Origin of the sequence: Homoserinimonas sedimenticola (genome assembly GCF_026094475.1) — a bacterium.
GTDB lineage: Bacteria > Actinomycetota > Actinomycetes > Actinomycetales > Microbacteriaceae > Homoserinimonas > Homoserinimonas sedimenticola.
Genome location: NZ_JAPELL010000002.1, coordinates 83,558 through 102,073 on the forward strand (window position 1 = coordinate 83,558; position 18,516 = coordinate 102,073).

The following is an 18,516-nucleotide window of genomic DNA, read 5'->3' on the forward strand; positions in this document are numbered from 1 at the left end:
CTGCCGTGAAGCCACCCCTCATCGTCGTCATGGGCGTCACCGGTTCGGGCAAGTCGGCTGTGGGGGCGGGGCTCGCGGAGGCCCTCGATGTGCGGTTCGTCGACGCGGACGCCCTGCATCCGCCCGCCAATGTCGACAAGATGGCGAGCGGAACGCCCCTCGATGACGACGATCGGATGCCCTGGCTCGCGATCGTCGGCGAGCACCTGGCCGAGGCTGCCGCGGCGGGCGAGGGGCTCGTCATGGCGTGCTCAGCGCTCCGCCGCCGCTACCGTGACCTCATCCGCTCGCATGCCCCCGAGACGGTCTTCGTGCACCTCGCCGGTTCGCGGGACGTGCTGGAGTCGCGCATGCGGGGCCGCGCGGGGCACTTCATGCCGGTCGGGCTGCTCGACTCGCAGCTCGACACGCTCGAGCCGCTCGACCCTGACGAGGCGGGGGAGACCGTCTCGATCGTCCCGCCGCTTGAGGAGGTCGTCGCGGCGGCGGTGGAGGGTGTCGCGAGCGTGCGCTAGACTTGCCGATTGAACTTCGGCGAGGGACCGCCATGCATTCGTGAGAGCGGATGCTGCGGCATCCGTTATCGACGCGGCGAGCAGGGCTTCGGTCTTTCCTCACGCAGCAGTGCCACCCAACCGGTGCTGCCGATGCGTTCGAGTTGAATCACACACGACAGCGAGCCCTGGCTCGCAAGAAGGAGAATCACCATGGGTGAGAAGACCAGCCGCGCGGGCCGCCCGTCCGTCGCGAGCACGACCGAGATCTCGAACCACATCGTGGCCGAGGTGCGCGAGAACTTCGGCAAGGGCTACGCCCGCCGCCTGCGCGCCGCCCACAAGATCCCCGCCGTGCTTTACGGCCACGGCACCGCGCCGCAGCACCTCGCGCTGCCCGGCCACGAGACTGCGCTCCTGCTGCGCAAGGCCAACGCCATCCTCGAGCTCGAGATCAACGGCAAGACCCAGACGGGCCTCGTCAAGGACGTGCAGAAGGACCCGGTGCGCCAGCTCATTGAGCACGTCGACCTCATCGTCATCCGCAAGGGCGAGAAGGTTGAGGTCGAGGTTCCCGTGCACGTCGTCGGCGAGCCCGCCTCCGGCACCGTCCTCGAGCAGGACGCGCACACGATCCTCGTCGAGGCGCCCGCCATCCACATCCCGGACAGCGTCGAGGTGAGCGTCGAGGGTCGTGAGGCCGTCTCGCACGTCTACGCCTCGGAGATCTCGCTCCCCAAGGACGTCTCGCTCGTCGCGGACCCCGAGACCCTCATCGTGAGCGTCGTCGTGCCGGCCGTCGCCCCTGAGCCTGAGGCCGAGGGTGAGTCGGAGGCGGTCGAGGAGGCCCCCGCCGAAGAGGCCGCCGAGTAAGGCGTAGGACCATAGGCCTCTTCTCACGATCGACACCGCTGGACGCCGCCCCTGAGGGGGCCGGCGTCCAGTGGCTTGTCGTGGGCCTCGGCAATCCTGGGGCCGACTATGCCGGCAACCGGCACAACGTGGGCCAGATGGTGCTCGCCGAGCTGGCGGACCGCCGTTCGGCAAGCTTCCGCTCCCACAAGGCGAACGCGATGGTGGCGGAGGCGCGAACGGGCATCGACGGCCCGCGCCTCGTGCTCGCGAAGCCGAACAGCTTCATGAACCTCTCCGGCGCTCCTGTCGCGGGCCTGCTGAGGTTCTTCAAGATCCCGGCGGATCGGCTCATCGTCGTGCACGACGAACTCGACATCCCCTTCGATACCGTGCGTCTCAAGCGCGGCGGCGGACATGGCGGCCACAACGGGCTGCGCGACATCATCTCCGCCATCGGCACACCCGAATTCCTGCGCGTGCGCGTCGGCATCGGCCGCCCACCGGGTCGCCAGCCTGCGGCCGATTTCGTGCTGCGCGATTTCGCCTCGACTGAGCGGGTGGCGCTGCCGAATCTGCTGGCGGATGCTGCGGACGCCGTCGAGTCCCTCGCGAGCGACGGCCTCACGGCGGCCCAGCAGCGCTTCCACGCCCCGCCCGCCTGACGCGGACTCGAGCACCCGCGCTCCGCGCTCCCGGGCTCCCGCTCCCCGCGCTCCCGCGCTCCGCGCTCCCGCGCTCCGCTCACCCGCGCTCCGCGCTCCCGCGCTCCCGCGCCGCCCGACCCCGTCACATCAGCGCGGTGGTTTTGGCACAGTGCGGTGTTTTCTGCGGCAGCGCTGAGCAGAAAACACCGCAACGTTGTGACGAGAGTGAGGGCGGGGCGCCCCACGCGTGCCGCTGCGATCCGCAACCCGCGCTCCGCCGCAAACGGCTGTCAGCGGCTCAGCGTAGGCTTGTTCGGTGATCCTCCAGGGCTTGAACGCGGCGCTTTCGCGCGCCCAGACCTATGACGACGCCCTCCGCTACGCCCCCCGTGATGCGGACTTCTCGCTCGTCGACGGGCTCCGCGCGCCTCTCCTCGCGGGCCTCCTCGGCCGTCGCCCGGCTCCCGCCGCCCTCTTCGCGATCGTCGCGACCGGACGCGAGGCGGATGCGCTGACTGCGGCGATCACGACGAACGCGCCGACGGCCACGGTGCTGCAGTTCCCGGCGTGGGAGACACTGCCGCACGAGCGGCTGAGCCCCTCTACCGAGACGGTCGGTCGCCGCATCGAGGCGCTGCGCCGCATCGCAGAGTGGCAGGAGACGCGGGATGCGGCATCCGGCCCCCTTGTCGTGATCGCGAGCGTGCGCGCCGCCCTGCAGCCGCTCGCCGACAATCTCACTTCGCTCGAGTCCGTCGAGCTCGCGGCCGGCGGGCGCGGCTACGACCTCGCGGAGCTGCAGCGCCGCCTCGTCGACCTCGCCTACTCGCGTGTCGACATGGTGACCCGCCGCGGCGAGTTCGCGGTGCGCGGCGGCATCCTTGATGTGTTCCCACCCGTGGCGGAGCATCCGCTGCGCGTCGAGTTCTTCGGCGACGAGGCGGAGCAGATTCGCGAGTTCTCGGTCGCCGACCAGCGCTCGCTCCCCGACGCCGTCGCGACCGTCGTCATGCCGCCCTGCCGCGAGCTCCTGCTCGGCGAGTCGGTGCGCCAGCGCGCCCGCGAGATGCTGCACGAGTTCCCCGGTCTGTCCACGATGCTCGCGAAGATCGCCGACGGCATCCCGGTCGACGGCATGGAGTCGCTGGCTCCGGCCCTCCTCGAGCGGCTCGTGCCCTTCACGCACTACCTGCCGCCGGATGCCGCGATCGCCGTCATCTCGCCCGAACGGGTCGCCACGCGCGCGACGTCGCTCCTCGAGACGAACCGGGAGTTCCTCGATGCGGCGTGGAACGCGGCGACGGCGGGCGCGGAGTCCCCGATCGACCTGGGTGCGGGGGACTTCCTCACGCTCCGCCGGCTGCGGGAGGCCGCGGGCAACCGCCCGTGGTGGACGCTGAGCGCCTTCGACAGCGGCTCGGCATCATACGACGAGGCCCAGAGCGAGATCAGTGAACTCGTCGAGGCTGCGGGCGACTACGTGCGCATCGAGGCGGATGCTGCTCCCAGCTTCACGGGCAACGCCGACGGTGCCATCCAGCATGTGGGCGAGCGCCTGCGGGACGGCTGGTCGGTCGTTATCGTGGCGCAGGGTCACGGCCTCGTCGACCGGGCAGCAGAGGCGCTGGGCGAGCACGGGCTCGCGGCGCGGGTCGTCGACGACCTCCCGACGGATGGCGCCTTCGAGGCCGGCGTCGCCTATGTCGTGACGGGCGCTGCCGAGTCGGGCTTCGAGATGCCCGAGATCCGGCTGGCCCTGCTGAGCGAGACCGAGTTCTTCGGCCGCGCGGTCGGCTACGAGTCGCGGCAGGTCAAGAAGCTCGCGACCAGGCGCAAGAACGTTGTCGACCCGCTCCAGCTCAAGGCGGGCGACTACATCGTGCACCAGACGCACGGAATCGGTAAGTTCCTGGAGTTGGTGCGGCGGGATGTCTCGAGCGGCGGGCGCAACGCCGTCAAGACGAAGCGCGAATTCCTGCTGATCGAGTACGCCCCCTCGAAGCGCGGCTACCCGGGCGACAAGCTGTACGTGCCGACCGACCAGCTCGACCTCGTGTCGCGCTATGTCGGCGGGGAGGCCCCGCAGCTGAGCAAGATGGGCGGCAGCGACTGGGCGGCCGCCAAGGGGCGGGCCCGCAAGGCCGTGCGTGACATCGCGGTCGAGCTCGTCAAGCTCTACTCGGCGCGGCAGCAGAGCAAGGGGCACGCCTTCGGGCCTGACACCCCGTGGCAGCGCGAGTTCGAGGATGCCTTCCCCTTCGCCGAGACGCCCGACCAGCTGACGACGATCGACGAGATCAAGGCTGACATGGAGAAGCCCATCCCCATGGACCGCCTCGTGGCGGGCGACGTCGGCTACGGCAAGACGGAGGTCGCGGTGCGCGCGGCGTTCAAGGCGGTGCAGGACGGCAAACAGGTCGCGATGCTCGTGCCGACGACCCTGCTGGTGAAGCAGCACCTCGAGACCTTCGCGGAGCGCTTTGCCGGCTTCCCGATCCACCTGCGCGGCCTCAGCCGCTTCCAGACCGACAAGGAGGCGAAGGAGGTCGTCGCGGGGCTCGCGGATGGCACGGTTGACGTCGTCATCGGCACCCATCGCCTGCTCTCCAAGGAGATCGTCTTCAAGGATCTCGGCCTCGTGATCGTCGATGAGGAGCAGCGCTTCGGCGTCGAGCACAAGGATGCGCTCAAGAAGCTCAAGACGAATGTCGACATCCTCGCGATGAGCGCCACGCCAATTCCTCGCACCCTCGAGATGGCGGTCACGGGCATCCGTGAGATGTCGACCCTTGCGACACCACCGGAGGACCGGCATCCGATCCTCACCTTCGTCGGCCCCTACAGCGAGAAGCAGGTCGCGGCGGCGATCCGGCGCGAGCTGCTTCGTGAGGGCCAGGTGTTCTTCGTGCACAACCGCGTCTCGAGCATCAACCGAGTGGCGACGCAGCTCGCCGAGCTCGTGCCGGAGGCGCGCGTCGCGGTCGCGCACGGCAAGCTGGGCGAGCACCAGCTCGAGCAGGTCATGGTCGACTTCTGGGAGCGCAAGTTCGACGTGCTTGTCTCCACGACGATCATCGAGACGGGCCTCGACGTCTCGAACGCCAACACGCTCATCATCGACCGCGCCGACAAGTACGGCCTCTCGCAGCTCCACCAGCTGCGCGGCCGCGTTGGTCGAGGCCGTGAGCGCGCCTACGCCTACTTCCTTTACGACCCCGACAAACCCCTCGGCGAGGTCGCGCACGACCGGCTCGCGACGATCGCGGCCAACAACGAGCTCGGGGCCGGCATGCAGGTCGCGCTCAAGGACCTCGAGATCCGCGGCGCAGGCAATCTGCTGGGCGGCGAACAGTCCGGCCACATCGCGGGGGTTGGCTTCGACCTCTACCTGCGCATGATCGGTGAGGCCGTCAGCACCTTCCGCGGTGAGGATGTCGAGGGCCCCGCCGAGCTGCGGCTCGAACTGCCCGTGGATGCGCGTATCCCCGAGGAATACGTCGAGAGCGAGCGACTGCGCCTCGAGGCCTACCAGAAGCTCTCGACCGCGAGTTCGCCGCAGGCGGCCCCGGATGCGATTGACTTGGTCGCCGAGGAGCTGGTCGACCGCTACGGCGAGCTTCCCCCGCCCGTGGTCCAGCTCATCGCGGTCTCGCGCCTGCGTCGTCGCGCCCAGAGGGCGGCTCTCTCGGAGGTCGTCGTCATGGGGCCAAACCTCCGCCTCGCCCCGCTCGAACTGCCCGACTCCCTACAGGTGCGCCTGCAGCGCATGTACCCGGGCGCGCGCTACTTCGCGCAGAACAACGCCGTCGTCGTGCCCCTGCCGAAGGCGGGTGGCGAGGCGTTGAGCGACGACGGTCTCGTCGAGTGGGTGGGGCAGCTCTTCGAGCAGTTCCTGCCAGCGCAGGAGTCGGCAACCGCTGAGGCCTGATGCTCCTCACCGCTTGGGGCGCCCCTAGGAGCGGCCGGAGGCACGCGAACTCCTCTGAGCTGCACTGCGCCGGTGTACGCCGAAGACCATGACGGGGATGAAGACGAGGGAGCGCAGGTCGATGAAGACGTGTACGAGGATGGGGACGAGGATGCTCCCCGTCAGCAGGTAGAGAGCCATCAGAATGCCGCCGACGACGGCTGAACCAAGAATCCCCGCCACGCCTTGGTAGACGTGCAGTGCGGCGAAGACGCCCACGCTTCCCAGCACGGCTGCGAGTGCGCTGCCGGTGACCCCGTAGACGAGGGCGGGCAACGCGAGGCGAAACATCAGCTCCTCCACGACGCCGGCGTTGAGCGAGAGCAGCAGTCCGTACCGCAGCTCGCTCCGGTTGCGCGGCAGCAGCGAGCTGATGTCGCCGATCGTCGGCACCTCCTCCGCTCCCCGGGCGAGGAGGAGCACCGCGATCGACGCCGCCGCGAGCACGACGGCTCCGCCCACCAGAAGCCCCTGGGTGAAGGGCGCGGATGCCGCGTCCCGGAACCACTGCACGGGTGCCCAGCCCTCGACCTCCCCCAGCAGGAGCGCCACCTGCCGCCAGGTGAGGGCGAGAATCACGAGCGAGGCACCGCCGAACACGGCGAAGGAGTCGATCAGCCACCGACGGTAGAGGGCCTGGCGTCGGCGCGTCGAGCGGTAGCGCTTGAAGCGGGCGTACTCGCGGCGGTCCTTGCGCACGGCCCGCACGACGAGAGCGACGAGCACGAGTCCGAGCACCACGCCCAGCACGGCGGGGGTGAGCGGATGACCGGGGGAGAGCATCCTCCATTGTCCCGGATGCGAGGATGGGGGTCATGACCGAGACGCCGGCCCCCCAGCATCCGCAACTCGATCAGCTGATCGCCGTCATGGCGAGGCTCCGGGGTCCCGGTGGGTGCCCCTGGGATGCCGAGCAGACGCACGAGTCCCTCGTGAAGTACCTCATCGAGGAGAGCCACGAGCTCGTCGACGCGATCGAGTCGGGCACGCGCGAGGAGCTCATCGAGGAGCTGGGCGACGTGCTCTACCAGGTGCTCTTTCACGCCGACATCGCGGCCCACGCCGAGCATGAGCCCTTCACGATCGAGGATGTCGCGAAGGCGTCCCGAGCGAAGATGGTCGCTCGGCATCCGCACGTTTTCGGCGACGCCTCCGCGGAGACGGCCGACGATGTCGTCGCAGTGTGGGAGACGATGAAGGCGCGGGAGAAGTCTCATCGCACGAGCGTGCTCGACGGGATCCCGCAGGGGATGCCCTCGCTCGCCCTCGCCGACAAGCTCCTGGGTCGCGCCAGCACGGTCGGAGTGCTTGACGATGCTCCGGCGGGGGTGCCAATCGGCTCGGAGGAGGAGCTTGGCGGCCTGCTTCTCGCGATCGTCGCCTCGGCGCGCTCGCAGGGTTTCGACGCCGAGAGGGCATTGCGCTCGACCCTCCGCGGGCTTCAGTCGGAGATCCGGGAGGCGGAGTCGGCGCAATAGGCAGACGCTCGCTTTGAGCGGAGCGGGCGGAGAATAGGGGAGTTGTGCCCTTCCCGACCCGAACGGGAAGGGCACCAGCCCGAGCTTCTGCGCGGGAAAGACCACGACGCAGCCGAATGCCCGAGCGCTGACCGACGACTTACCCGATCGACGGCCATGCCAGTTGGGGGACCGAGAGGTCCCAATTCCACCCCGATGTTGAACTCGCACGTATGCGGCGCGTCAAGCGTACACGATAACGATCGTTAGCTCGGCCCTGTGTCGCGTCTTCGAGTCGGCCTCGATAATGGCGAGGCTTACCTCAGTCGGCGGATGGCTTGCCTAGCCTTGGATGCGCCACCTCGCGGGCAGGAGTACCGTCGGCGCTATGACGAATGCATCCTTCGACCAGCTGCTCGCGGAGCAGATCGGTCACGAGTTCGAGGCGGCCCAGCAGTACATCGCGATCGCCGTCTGGTTCGACGAGCGCGACCTGCCCCAGCTCGCGAAGCACTTCTACAGCCAAGCGCTCGAGGAGCGCAATCACGCCATGATGATCGTGCAGTACCGGCTCGACCGGGACATGGGCGTCGTGATCCCCGGCGTGCCCTCTGTCAAGAACGACTTCGTCGACCAGCGTGAGCCCATCGCCCTCGCCCTCCAGCAGGAGAAGCGCGTCACGCAGCAGATCGAGGCGCTCTTCGCCGCCGCACGCGCCGAGAACGACGCGCTCGGCGAGCAGTTCATGCTCTGGTTCCTCAAGGAGCAGGTCGAGGAGGTCTCCTCCATGAGCACCCTGCTCACGATCGTGGAGCGTGCCGAGAACCTCTTCGACGTCGAGAACTATCTCGCGCGTGAGGCGGTGGGCGACGGCGGGCACGATGCCAATGCCCCCGAGGCGGCAGGGGGCGCGGTCTAGGCATGGGAGTGGGCGGATGTCGCTGGCGTGAGCTCGCGGCATCCGCTCGTTCCTTCTCCCCGACTCGGCAAGGCTGAGCCTTCCTCTCATGTATCGTGGCGGCGTGTCCCGCCCCACCGATCCCGACCGCAAACCGGCGCTGCTCGAGCAGATCGTTGAGTACCTGCTCGACGAGCCGCTCTCGAGTGTGTCGCTGCGGCCGCTCGCGCAGGCCCTCGGTGTGAGCACTTTCACCCTCGTCTACCACTTTGGTTCTCGCGCCGAACTCATCAACGAGATCGTGCGATCCCTCTCGCAGCGCTCGCTCGCGATCGCCCGCCGACTGGAGCAAACGCCCGTCACGATCCTCACCTATCAAGAGAGCATGGAGACCTCGTGGGCGTGGGCGATCCAGCCTCGCAGCATCCTGCTGCTGCGTCTCGAGTTCGAGGCGGCACTCCTCGAGTCCCGAGAAGGCAGCCACAGGTTCAGCCGCGAGATCTATGCCCGCTGGCAGCAGATCGGCCAGGACGCCCTCATTGACCTGGGGCTGAACCCCGCCGCGGCCGAGGCGGAATCCCGGCTCACGGTCGACACCATCTTCGGCCTGCAGTACGACCTCGTCGTGAATCAGGATGCGGATGCCGCGACGCGCGCCTTCCGGCTCTTCGCTGAGCAGTCTCGCGAGCGCATTGAGCGGATGCTCTCCGCTCGCTGAACAGCCCCGACGGGCCTGCCAGAATAGGGGGATGCCTTCCGTCACACCTCCCCGCGGTATGCGCGACTTCCTGCCGACCGAGAAGACCAGGCGGGAGCGTGTGCTCGCGATCATCCGCGACGTGTACCGCTCGCACGGCTTCGACGAGATCGAGACCCCGGTGGTGGAGGACAGTGCGCGCCTGCATTCCGGGCTCGGTGGCGACAACGAGAAGCTGGCCTTCGGCATTCTCAAGCGCGGGCTGACCCGTGACGATTTGGCCGCGGCATCCGAGGCCCTTGAACTCGCGGACCTGGGGCTGCGCTTCGACCTGACAGTGCCGCTCGCGCGCTTCTATGCGACGCACCGCGCCGCCCTGCCGCCCGTCTTCCGCTCGATTCAGATCGCCCCCGTGTGGCGGGCGGAGCGCCCGCAGAAGGGCCGCTTCCGGCAGTTCGTGCAGTGCGACATCGACATCATCGGTGAGGCCGGCCCGCTCGCCGAGGTTGAGCTCATCACGGCGACCACGGCGGCGCTCGACGCTCTCGGGCTCGAGGGCTGCAGCATCCGCATCAACGATCGGCGCATCCTGACAGGGCTGCTGACGCACTGGAATGTGCCGGCCGAACTGCATGAGCGCGCCCTCATCACGATCGACAAGCTCGACAAGATCGGGCCGGAGGGGGTCGCGGCGGAGCTCGCGGAGCACGGCATCGCAACCGAGGGGCTCGGCGCGGCGCTCGAGACGCGCGGCTGGGATCTGCTCGATGATGCGCCCGCCTGGCTGGATGCCGACGCGTATCGGGCGCTGCTCGAGCTGCGGGCGGCGGTTCCTCAGGCGGCACTCGTGTTCGACCCCACGCTGGTGCGGGGCATGGGCTACTACACGGGCACGATCTTCGAGGTGGCGCACCCCGCGCTCGGGTACTCGCTCGGCGGCGGTGGGCGCTACGACGGCATGATCGGCCGATTCTTGGGCACGGATGTCCCGGCGACGGGTTTCTCCCTCGGTTTCGAGCGTCTCGTGGATCTGGTCGAACTCCCCGGGGAAGATGGGGCGGATTCGGTCGTGCTCCTCCACGACGCGCGTGTGCCCGCGGCGACCCTTGTGGCGCTCAAGACGGCGCTCGTGGGGGAGGGACGGCGCGTGCGCCTCGAACGTCGCCCTAAGAACACGAAGGCGGCGCTCGAGCGGCTCGCCGCCGAGGGTTTCAGCCTCTTCGCCTTCGTGAACGCGGATGCCTCGACTGACGCCGCTGCACTGGAGCTCCGCCCTCTCGCCTGATCGACACCCGACGCGAAGACCGGCGTGAGTAGGATTGCACCGTCCAACCCCCTCACTCTCTCGAAGGAGATACCCGTGTCGTTGATCGAGGCCATCGGAGCCCGCGAAATCCTGGATTCCCGGGGCAACCCGACCGTCGAGGTGGAGGTCCTCCTCGAGGATGGCACCGTCTCGCGTGCCGCTGTTCCGTCGGGTGCGTCGACGGGCGCGTTCGAGGCGTACGAGCTGCGTGACGGTGACAAGGGTCGCTACCTCGGCAAGGGCGTGCAGAACGCTGTGAGCGCCGTGCTCGACACAATTGGCCCCGAACTCGAGGGCTTCGACGCGACCGACCAGCGCCTCGTCGACGCCGCGCTGATCGAGCTCGACGGCACGGACAACAAGAAGAAGCTGGGCGCCAATGCGATCCTCGGCGTGAGCCTCGCGGTGGCGAAGGCGGCGGCCGACTCGTCCGACCTGCCGCTCTTCCGCTACCTCGGCGGCCCCAACGCGCACACGCTTCCCGTGCCCATGCTCAACGTCATCAACGGTGGTTCGCACGCCGACAGCAACGTCGACATCCAGGAGTTCATGATCCTGCCCGTCGGCGCGGCCACCTTCAGCGAGGGCCTGCGCTGGGGTGTCGAGACCTACCACGCGCTCAAGAGCCTGCTGAAGAGCAAGGGCCTCAGCACGGGCCTCGGCGACGAGGGCGGTTTCGCGCCCAACCTGGGCAGCAACCGCGACGCGCTCGACCTGCTGGTCGAGGCGATCGAGAAGGCCGGCTTCACGGTCGGTTCCGACATCGCCCTGGGCCTGGATGTCGCGGCGACCGAGTTCTTCGAGAACGGCAAGTACACCTTCGAGGGTCAGCAGCGCACGGCCGCCCAGATGAGCGAGTACTACGCCGACCTGGTCGCCGCCTACCCGCTCGTCACGATCGAGGACCCCATCTCGGAGGACGACTGGGAGGGCTGGGCGCAGCTCACCTCGGAGATCGGCGACAATACGCAGCTCGTGGGCGACGACCTCTTCGTCACCAACCCGGCGCGCCTCGCGAAGGGCATCGAGCAGGGCACGGCGAACTCGATCCTCGTCAAGGTCAACCAGATCGGCACGCTCACGGAGACGTTTGACGCCGTGAGCCTCGCGCAGCGGAGTGGCTACACCGCCATCCTGTCGCACCGTTCGGGTGAGACGGAGGACACGACGATCGCGGACCTCGCCGTAGCGACCGACTGTGGCCAGATCAAGACGGGTGCGCCCGCGCGCTCGGAGCGTGTCGCCAAGTACAACCAGCTCCTGCGCATCGAGGAGGAGCTCGACGCGGCGGCGACCTACGCCGGCCGTTCGGCGTTCCCCCGCTTCAAGGGCTGATCTCGGCGCGGGCCGAGCCCTAGCAGGCTCGGCCCGCATCCGCCGGTTACCCTTGTGTCATGAGCAAGCGCGCCCCTCGTGTGACCCGCGTGCCGGTGGCGATGCCGGCCCAGGGGGCGACGACCAACTGGCTCCGCGGCATCCGTCTTTCGGGCTTCACGATGCTGACGCTGGGCATGCTCATCGTGTTCGTCGTGGCGCTTGCGCCGTCGCTGAGGGTGTTCGCGGAGCAGCAGAACGAGCGGGCACAGCTCGCAGCGGAGGTCGCGGCCCAGCAGGAGCTCGTGGAGGAGCTCGAGCAGGATGTCGCGCGCTGGGACGACCCCAGCTATGTCGAGGCGCAGGCACGAGAGCGTCTCTACTACGTGAAGCCCGGCGAATACAGCTACCTCATCATCGACGATGGCCAGACGGTGACGAATGACGCGGGCCTGCCGATCAGCGACGAGGTGCTCACGACCGAGGTCGACTGGGTGAGCACGATGCTCTCCTCGGTCTTCACCGCCGGGCTGACGGATGCCACGCCCGCCGAGATCGTCGCCCCCAGCATGCAGGAGGTCGGCCAGTGACGACACCACCTTTCGACCCGCCCTCCGCGGAGGACGTGCGCATCGTGTCCCTGCAGTTGGGCCGCCCGGCGCGCGATGTCATCGGCATCGCGGCGCGCTGCACCTGCGGCGCCCCGACGGTCGTGTCGACGCGCCCGCGCCTTGCCGACGGCACCCCGTTCCCCACCCTCTACTACTTGTGCCATCCGGCGGCGACGGCGGCGGTCTCGACGCTTGAGGCGAACGGCGTCATGCCGGAGCTCGCGGCCCTGCTCGAGGGCGAGATGGCGGATGCCTACCGTGGGGCGCACGAGGCCTATCTGGCCGACCGCGAGAGCATTGAGCATGTCGAGGAGATCGCGGGGGTTTCCGCCGGGGGGATGCCGACGCGCGTGAAGTGCCTGCACGCGCTTGTGGGGCATTCGCTTGCGGCGGGGCCGGGGGTCAATCCGATCGGCGATCTCGCGCTGGAGCGCGCCGACTGGTCGCCCGAGGTGTGCGAGTGCGTCGACTACACGGCCCCCGGCGAGCCGGACGCGCCGACGTCGAGCGGAGTCAAGTGACCCGCTCGCCTCGCCGTCGGGTGGCGGCGGCGCTCGCGCTGGCGCTTGTGCTGCCCTTCGCGGCGGCGTCCCCGGCGGCGGCTGACAGCATCCGCGACCGGGAGTATTGGCTCGACGACTACGGCGTGACTCAGGCGTGGAACACGACTCGCGGCGCGGGCGTCACGGTCGCGGTGATTGACACGGGCATCGACGGCACGCACCAGGACCTGCTCGGAGCGGTGGTCGGGGGCACGGATGTCTCGGGCGTGGGCAGCGCGGACGGCCAGACGCCCGTCGGCTACTCGAGCCGGGAGCACGGCACCATGGTCGCGTCGTTGCTGGCGGGTCGCGGCACGGGCACGGACTCGGGTGTCATCGGCGTCGCTCCCGAGGCGAGCCTCCTGTCGGTATCGGTGGGCTTTGGCGTCGGCACTGTCTCGTCCGACGATCAGGTCGCCCAGGCCGTGCGCTGGTCGGTCGACAATGGGGCGGACATCATCAACATGTCGCTCACGCGCAACACGATCGAGTGGCCCGAGAGCTGGGATGACGCCTTCCTCTATGCGATGCAGAACGATGTCGTGATTGTCGCTGCGGCGGGCAACCGCGGCAGCGGCACGACGCAGGTGGGCGCTCCCGCGACGATGCCGGGCGTGTTGACGGTCGCGGGCCTTGACCGTCAGGGCAACGCGAGTTTCGATGCCTCGTCGCAGGGCATCACGATCGGGGTGGCGGCGCCGAGCGAGGAGCTCGTGGGCGCAACCCCGGGTGGCGGCTACTCGTCGTGGGGCGGCACGAGTGGGGCCGCTCCCCTCGTGGCGGGCGTGGCGGCGCTCGTGCGCTCGGCGCATCCGGAGCTCGACGCGGGCGAGGTGATCGCTCGGATCACGGCGACGGCGCGCGCTGTGCCCGGCGAGGCGGACCCGAGCCCCATCTACGGGCACGGCCTGGTGAATGCCGCGGCCGCCGTCACGAGTTCGGTCCCTGCTGCGGGCGAGGACCCGGCACAGCAGCTCTCCGACTGGATCCGCGTCTACCGGCGGGCCGACGCCGAGCCGATCCCCACTCCAACGCCCGTGCTGCCGTCGCCGACCCCGATTCCCGAGTCCGAGGTGGCCGGGCCCGTCAGCCCTCTCGGCGCCGTGCTGCCGACGATTGACCAGCTGCGCTTCGTGGGCATCCCCGTGCTTGTCTTCGTCGTGTTCGCTCTTGCGGTCGGGAGCCTCGGCTGGCTGGCTCGCCGTCAATTCGAGAGACTTGGCAGCGGGGGGTAGAATCGCCGTCGTGCCAAAAATCCTCATTGTCGGCGGCGGTTACGCCGGGTTCTACACCGCGCTCAAGCTCGAGAAGCACCTCCGGCGAGGTGAAGCGGATGTCACGGTCGTAGATCCCCTCCCGTACATGACCTACCAGCCCTTCCTCCCCGAGGTCGCGGCGGGCACGGTGGAGCCGCGGCACGCGGTGGTCCCGCTGCGTCGGCACCTCACGTCGACGAACGTTGTGGCGGCCCGGGTCACGGCGATCGACCACGCGACGAAGACAGCGACGATCACGCCTGAGGCGGGTGAGCCCTACCCCTTCGAGTACGACATCGTCGTGGTGACGGCGGGGGCCATCACGCGCACGTTCCCCATTCCGGGTATCGCCGACCAGGCCTACGGTCTCAAGACGATCGAGGAGGCGGCGGCGATCCGCGACCGCATCGTCGGCAACTTCGAGAAGGCGTCGATGCTGCCCGCGGGGCCGGAGCGCGACCGCCTGCTCACCGTCACGGTCGTCGGCGGTGGCTTCGCCGGCATCGAGGTGTTCGCTGAGCTTCGCAGCTTCGCGAGCGCCCTGCTCGCGCAGTACCCGTCGATCTCCTTCGACGACACCCACTTCCACCTCATCGAGGCGATGGACCGCATCATGCCCGAGGTGTCGCTCGAGACGAGCCACTGGGTGCTCATGAACCTCAAGCAGCGTGGCGCCGAGGTGCACCTCGAGACGCAGCTCACCTCCGCGGTCGACGGACGCATCGAGACATCGACCGGCCAGGTCTTCGAGTCCGACACGATCATCTGGACCGCGGGTGTCATGGCGCACCCCGTGCTGCGCAACACCGACCTCCCGCTTGAGGAGCGTGGCCGCCTTCGCCTCGGCGCCGACCTGCGTGCCCGCACGGAGGACGGCGAGATCGTCCCCGACGTCTGGGGCGCCGGCGACGTGAGCGCTGTGCCCGACCTGACTGGCGGCGGCGTCGCAGGCATGTGTGTGCCGAACGCGCAGCACGCCGTGCGCCAGGGCAAGCTGCTCGCCAAGAACCTCGTCGGTCACCTGCGGGGCGACGAGCCGCGCGAGTACTTCCATAAGAATCTCGGCGCGGTTGCGGGTCTCGGCATCGGCCACGGCGTGTTCCAGTCGGGCAAGATCGCCATCAAGGGCCCCCTCGCCTGGATCGCCCACCGCGGCTATCACGGTCTCGCGATGCCGATGTGGGAGCGCAAGGCCCGCGTCTTCGGCAACTGGATCATCTCGTTCCTGTTCCGTCGCGACACGGTCGGCATCGAGATGCGCGAGGCGCCGCGCGCGGTCTTCGAGGAGTACGCCGCTCGGCCCAAGGCCGCACCCCGCAAGTAGACTTCGGCTGGCGGGGGCCCTGCTTTCGCCCCCATAGCCCAACCGGCAGAGGCAGCCGACTTAAAATCGGCACAGTCTGGGTTCGAATCCCAGTGGGGGCACTCGCCCCTGTCGGTGGCCGGGCGTAGCCTTGCCCGCATGTGCGGACGCTTTGCGATGAACAAGGAGACCGACGACCTCATTCAGGAGTACGTCGCCCGCGGCGGGGACTTCCACGACTGGCGGCCCCGCTACAACATTGCGCCGACCGACACGGTCCCGGTCATCCGCGAGCATGACGGCGAGCGCAGGCTCGCGGGGGTGCGCTGGGGCATCGTGCCGCCGTCCTCCCCAACCTTCGGGGGCGGCAAGCCGATCATCAACGCCCGCATCGAGACGGTCACGAAGAACAAGCTCTTCGCGACGCCCTTCGCCGAGCATCCGTGCATCGTGCCCGCCCTGGGTTACTACGAGTGGCGAGCGACCCCCGACGGCAAGCAGCCCTACTTCGTGCACGCGCCCGAGGGCGACATGGCGATGGCGGGCATCATCCGGCCGTGGTTCGACCGGGCGGCCGCTCAGAAGGCGGAGCAGGAGGGGGAGGAGATCGACCCCTGGCTGCTCTCGATGGCCGTCATCACGCTCGACGCCCACGTCGCCCCGGGCGAAGTGCATGATCGGATGCCCGCCTTCCTCAGCCGCGACGCAATAGACGAGTGGCTGGGCGGCGAGCTGGACCCCGACGATCGCGTCAACCTGCTGCAACTCACCTCCCTCGAGGTCGCGGATCGGCTCGAGTATCACCCTGTGTCGCGAGACGTCAACAGCGTGCGCAATGAGGGCCCGCACCTCGTCGAGCCCATCGAGGAGACGCCGCAACCCGCGCTCTTCTGAGCACACGATCCTGTTCTGGTCGGCCTGCCTATGCGTCGCGCTTAACGACGAAGCGCAGCACGGCCCACGCGCCGAGGCACACGGCGGCGACCACCCCTGCGAGGATCACCATGGTCGCGAGGGGGAAGTGTGCGGATGCTCCGCCGAGCAGCAGCGCGAACGCCACCGTTCCGGCTCCCAGCGTTACTGCGAACCACAGCCATGGGTGCCACTCCCACACGACCCGACCGGGCAGGGCACCGAGGGGGAGCAGCAGCACGAGGGTGGAGCCGATGCCGACAAGGCAGAGGGCCGCGTAGATCTCGCTCGTCAGGGTCGGCCAGAAGCCGACCACCTCGCCCACGATCGCGTGCCCGACCCAACCGACGAGGCCGAGGCCCAGCACGGTCGCGACCTGGAGCAGGTTGATGACGGCTCGGCGGCGCACGGGGGTGTCGTGGGGCATCCGCGCGCCGATGAGAGTGCCGGAGACGAGCGGTGGAGTGAGCCCCGCGAGGCGGGAGAGCAGCCCGGTCGCGATAGCGGCGGCGAGCAGCATGGGGCGGAAGCGCACGCGCACATCGACGCCCTTCCAGAGGCGGCCGAAGCGTGCGGCAACCGCGACGCCGACGAGATTGAGCACGGCGAGAGCGATCGCGACGGCGGCGGAGAGTCGCAGGTAGCGGACCTCGCCCTTGACGCCATCCGCGATGACCATGAAGGCGACCGTGATGAGGAAGGGAACGGCGATCGCGAGCCACGGGTTGGCACCCGTCGTGTGCTGCTCCGTGAGTGGGACAGGCTCGCGGTTCCGGCCCGCGAGGGGAGCCTGCCGCGGTGCGAAGCGGCCACGCAGCTCGTTCGCGAGCAGGCGCAGCGGCAGTGCGACAAGTGCGATAGCGCCCAGCGCGAGGAGGGGTGACCGCGCCCAGTTGCCCCGCTCCACGCTCTCGTGCAAGAGAGGGAGCCCATCGCCGAAGGTCGTGGGCGTGCCCCAGTTGGTGAGCGCGTCGGGGCCCGCATCCCCGGAGAGGGGCGGAAGGAAGGGACTGCGGCTGGGCTCGGGGTTGCTCGGCGTCGGCGTCGATGGGCTCTCGGAGGGGGCATCCGTCGGGGAGGGGCTCGGCGTGGGGGTCGGCGTCGGCGTGCCCGGGCGCTGGGCAGGACCGAAGAAGACCCGGATTGCCGGACTCGGCGCACTGTGGTTGCCTGCCGCGTCGATCTGCACCGCCCGCACCTGATGGGCAGCGTTCGTGAGGGTGCTTCCGCCGAGGCACGCCCAGGCGCCATCGACGACGCGAGCGCTGCACACGGGGATGCCGTCGAGGTAGACGTCAACGCTCGCGCCCGGTTCGCCCCTGCCGGAGAACGTCGTCGGCAGGGTGAGCAGGCGATAATCGCCCGCGGGTGTCGTGATGACGGGCGGCGCGGGCGCAGTCGTGTCGACCTGGATCGTGCGGGCGGATGCTGCGGAGTAGCTGCCGTCGGGAGCGATCGCGGGGTCCGTCTGACGGGCGCTCACGCGGTAGGTGCCAGAGGGAACTCGTTGCTGTGCCGGTGTCGCAACGGTGCACGACCAGTAGCGGGTCGACGTCGCGGTCGCAGTGCACGCTCCCGCGCTGCTGCCGAGGGTGACGCTGACGCGGGCGCCGGCGCGCGCCGTGCCGGAGACGATGCCGGTCGTCGGCGAAACGGGGTCGATCGTGGGCGGGCCCAGCACGTTGACGGTGACGCTGTCGCTGAGCGGCTCGTCGTCGTCACGCTCCTGCGTCGCACCGATGACCCGCCCCGCCCCATCGGCAATCGCCGTGATGTTGCACTGCCAGACCAGATCGCCCTGCTCGTTCTCCACGACTGTCGTGGTGCAGGCTGTCGTGCCGTCGACTGTGATGGTGACCACAGCATCCGCCTCGGTGCCGCCGCCCGTGACCTGAAGGCTGTTGCGGTCTATGAAGGCCCCGTCGGCAGGGGAGGTGATGAGTGATGCCGGCTGCAGCTCGGCTTCGGGCGACTCCGACTCGGCGGCGGCCGGGAGGGCGGGGGCGAGGAGGGCGGATGCCGCGAGCAGTGTCGTAAGCAGCAGGGCGCGCCACGGGGGCCTCAGGGCCGGGGCGGCCTCGACTCCGGGTGGCGTTCGGTGCACCGTCACTCATCTCGGGTGGGTGCCTGCTGTGGGCTGGCGAAGCGTGGACAGGGTGGTCTAGGCGCCAGAATACGGGACGGGGTGCGGCATTCCCGCATGATGTCGCTGTGTTTCCGTCGGAATGATGAGGCGAATCATCCTTGAGACGGAGAAGTG

At 69.2% G+C, this 18,516-nt stretch carries 16 protein-coding genes and 1 tRNA gene; 15 read left to right on the forward strand and 2 right to left on the reverse strand.

Translation table 11 applies throughout. The features are described 5' to 3' along the window. The first annotated feature begins 5 nt into the window (after positions 1-5). The 4 genes from OH146_RS11590 (at position 6) to mfd (ending at position 5,921) form a co-directional block, all read left to right on the forward strand. Positions 6-515: a gluconokinase gene (locus OH146_RS11590; RefSeq protein WP_265160946.1), complete on the forward strand. Its 510-nt coding sequence runs from the start codon at positions 6-8 to the stop codon at positions 513-515. Positions 516-707: 192 nt separating this feature from the next. Then, on the forward strand, positions 708-1,367 hold the full coding sequence (locus tag OH146_RS11595) for a 50S ribosomal protein L25/general stress protein Ctc (protein WP_265160948.1): 660 nt from the start codon (positions 708-710) through the stop codon (positions 1,365-1,367). 80 nt (positions 1,368-1,447) lie between these two features. Further along, positions 1,448-2,011 (forward strand): aminoacyl-tRNA hydrolase, encoded by a 564-nt coding sequence (gene pth / locus OH146_RS11600; RefSeq protein ID WP_265160951.1) that lies wholly within the window; start codon positions 1,448-1,450, stop codon positions 2,009-2,011. Positions 2,012-2,309: 298 nt separating this feature from the next. Beyond that, positions 2,310-5,921, forward strand: a complete 3,612-nt coding sequence (mfd, locus tag OH146_RS11605) for a transcription-repair coupling factor (RefSeq protein WP_265160953.1) — start codon at positions 2,310-2,312, stop codon at positions 5,919-5,921. Between the two features lie 24 nt (positions 5,922-5,945). Here mfd and OH146_RS11610 read toward each other — a convergent pair whose 3' ends face one another. After that, a complete protein-coding gene (locus OH146_RS11610) occupies positions 5,946-6,743 on the reverse strand; it encodes a CPBP family intramembrane glutamic endopeptidase (protein WP_265160955.1) in 798 nt (265 codons plus the stop codon). Between the two features lie 32 nt (positions 6,744-6,775). Here OH146_RS11610 and OH146_RS11615 point away from each other — a divergent pair, with 32 nt between their 5' ends. The 11 genes from OH146_RS11615 (at position 6,776) to OH146_RS11665 (ending at position 16,238) form a co-directional block, all read left to right on the forward strand. Then, positions 6,776-7,438: a nucleoside triphosphate pyrophosphohydrolase gene (locus OH146_RS11615; RefSeq protein WP_265160959.1), complete on the forward strand. Its 663-nt coding sequence runs from the start codon at positions 6,776-6,778 to the stop codon at positions 7,436-7,438. A gap of 367 nt (positions 7,439-7,805) precedes the next feature. Continuing rightward, positions 7,806-8,336: a ferritin gene (locus tag OH146_RS11620; RefSeq protein WP_265160962.1), complete on the forward strand. Its 531-nt coding sequence runs from the start codon at positions 7,806-7,808 to the stop codon at positions 8,334-8,336. A gap of 103 nt (positions 8,337-8,439) precedes the next feature. Then, on the forward strand, positions 8,440-9,033 hold the full coding sequence (locus OH146_RS11625) for a TetR family transcriptional regulator (protein ID WP_265160965.1): 594 nt from the start codon (positions 8,440-8,442) through the stop codon (positions 9,031-9,033). A 31-nt stretch (positions 9,034-9,064) separates the two neighbouring features. After that, positions 9,065-10,297 carry a histidine--tRNA ligase gene (gene hisS / locus OH146_RS11630; protein WP_265160967.1) on the forward strand — a complete coding sequence of 411 codons (1,233 nt, stop codon included), beginning with the start codon at positions 9,065-9,067 and terminating at the stop codon, positions 10,295-10,297. A gap of 75 nt (positions 10,298-10,372) precedes the next feature. Next, entirely contained in the window at positions 10,373-11,653 is a 1,281-nt protein-coding gene (gene eno, locus OH146_RS11635) for a phosphopyruvate hydratase (RefSeq protein ID WP_265160969.1), read from the forward strand. Between the two features lie 59 nt (positions 11,654-11,712). Then, the gene (locus OH146_RS11640) at positions 11,713-12,222 is read left to right on the forward strand and encodes an FtsB family cell division protein (RefSeq protein WP_265160971.1); all 510 of its coding nucleotides are present in this window, start codon (positions 11,713-11,715) and stop codon (positions 12,220-12,222) included. Next, positions 12,219-12,764, forward strand: a complete 546-nt coding sequence (locus tag OH146_RS11645; RefSeq protein ID WP_265160973.1) for a DUF501 domain-containing protein — start codon at positions 12,219-12,221, stop codon at positions 12,762-12,764. The genes OH146_RS11640 and OH146_RS11645 overlap by 4 nt, the downstream gene beginning before the upstream one ends. Next, complete coding sequence (locus tag OH146_RS11650; protein WP_372508500.1) at positions 12,761-14,020, forward strand: S8 family serine peptidase; 1,260 nt, start codon at positions 12,761-12,763, stop codon at positions 14,018-14,020. The genes OH146_RS11645 and OH146_RS11650 overlap by 4 nt, the downstream gene beginning before the upstream one ends. Before the next feature lie 10 nt (positions 14,021-14,030). Beyond that, a complete protein-coding gene (locus tag OH146_RS11655) occupies positions 14,031-15,365 on the forward strand; it encodes an NAD(P)/FAD-dependent oxidoreductase (RefSeq protein ID WP_265160975.1) in 1,335 nt (444 codons plus the stop codon). 27 nt (positions 15,366-15,392) lie between these two features. Next, positions 15,393-15,466, forward strand: a tRNA-Leu gene (locus OH146_RS11660). Positions 15,467-15,503: 37 nt separating this feature from the next. After that, positions 15,504-16,238, forward strand: a complete 735-nt coding sequence (locus OH146_RS11665; RefSeq protein WP_265160977.1) for an SOS response-associated peptidase — start codon at positions 15,504-15,506, stop codon at positions 16,236-16,238. A 28-nt stretch (positions 16,239-16,266) separates the two neighbouring features. Here the strand turns inward: OH146_RS11665 and OH146_RS11670 are convergent, their stop codons facing one another. Continuing rightward, complete coding sequence (locus OH146_RS11670) at positions 16,267-18,366, reverse strand: hypothetical protein (protein WP_265160979.1); 2,100 nt, start codon at positions 18,364-18,366, stop codon at positions 16,267-16,269. Positions 18,367-18,516: the final 150 nt, after the last annotated feature.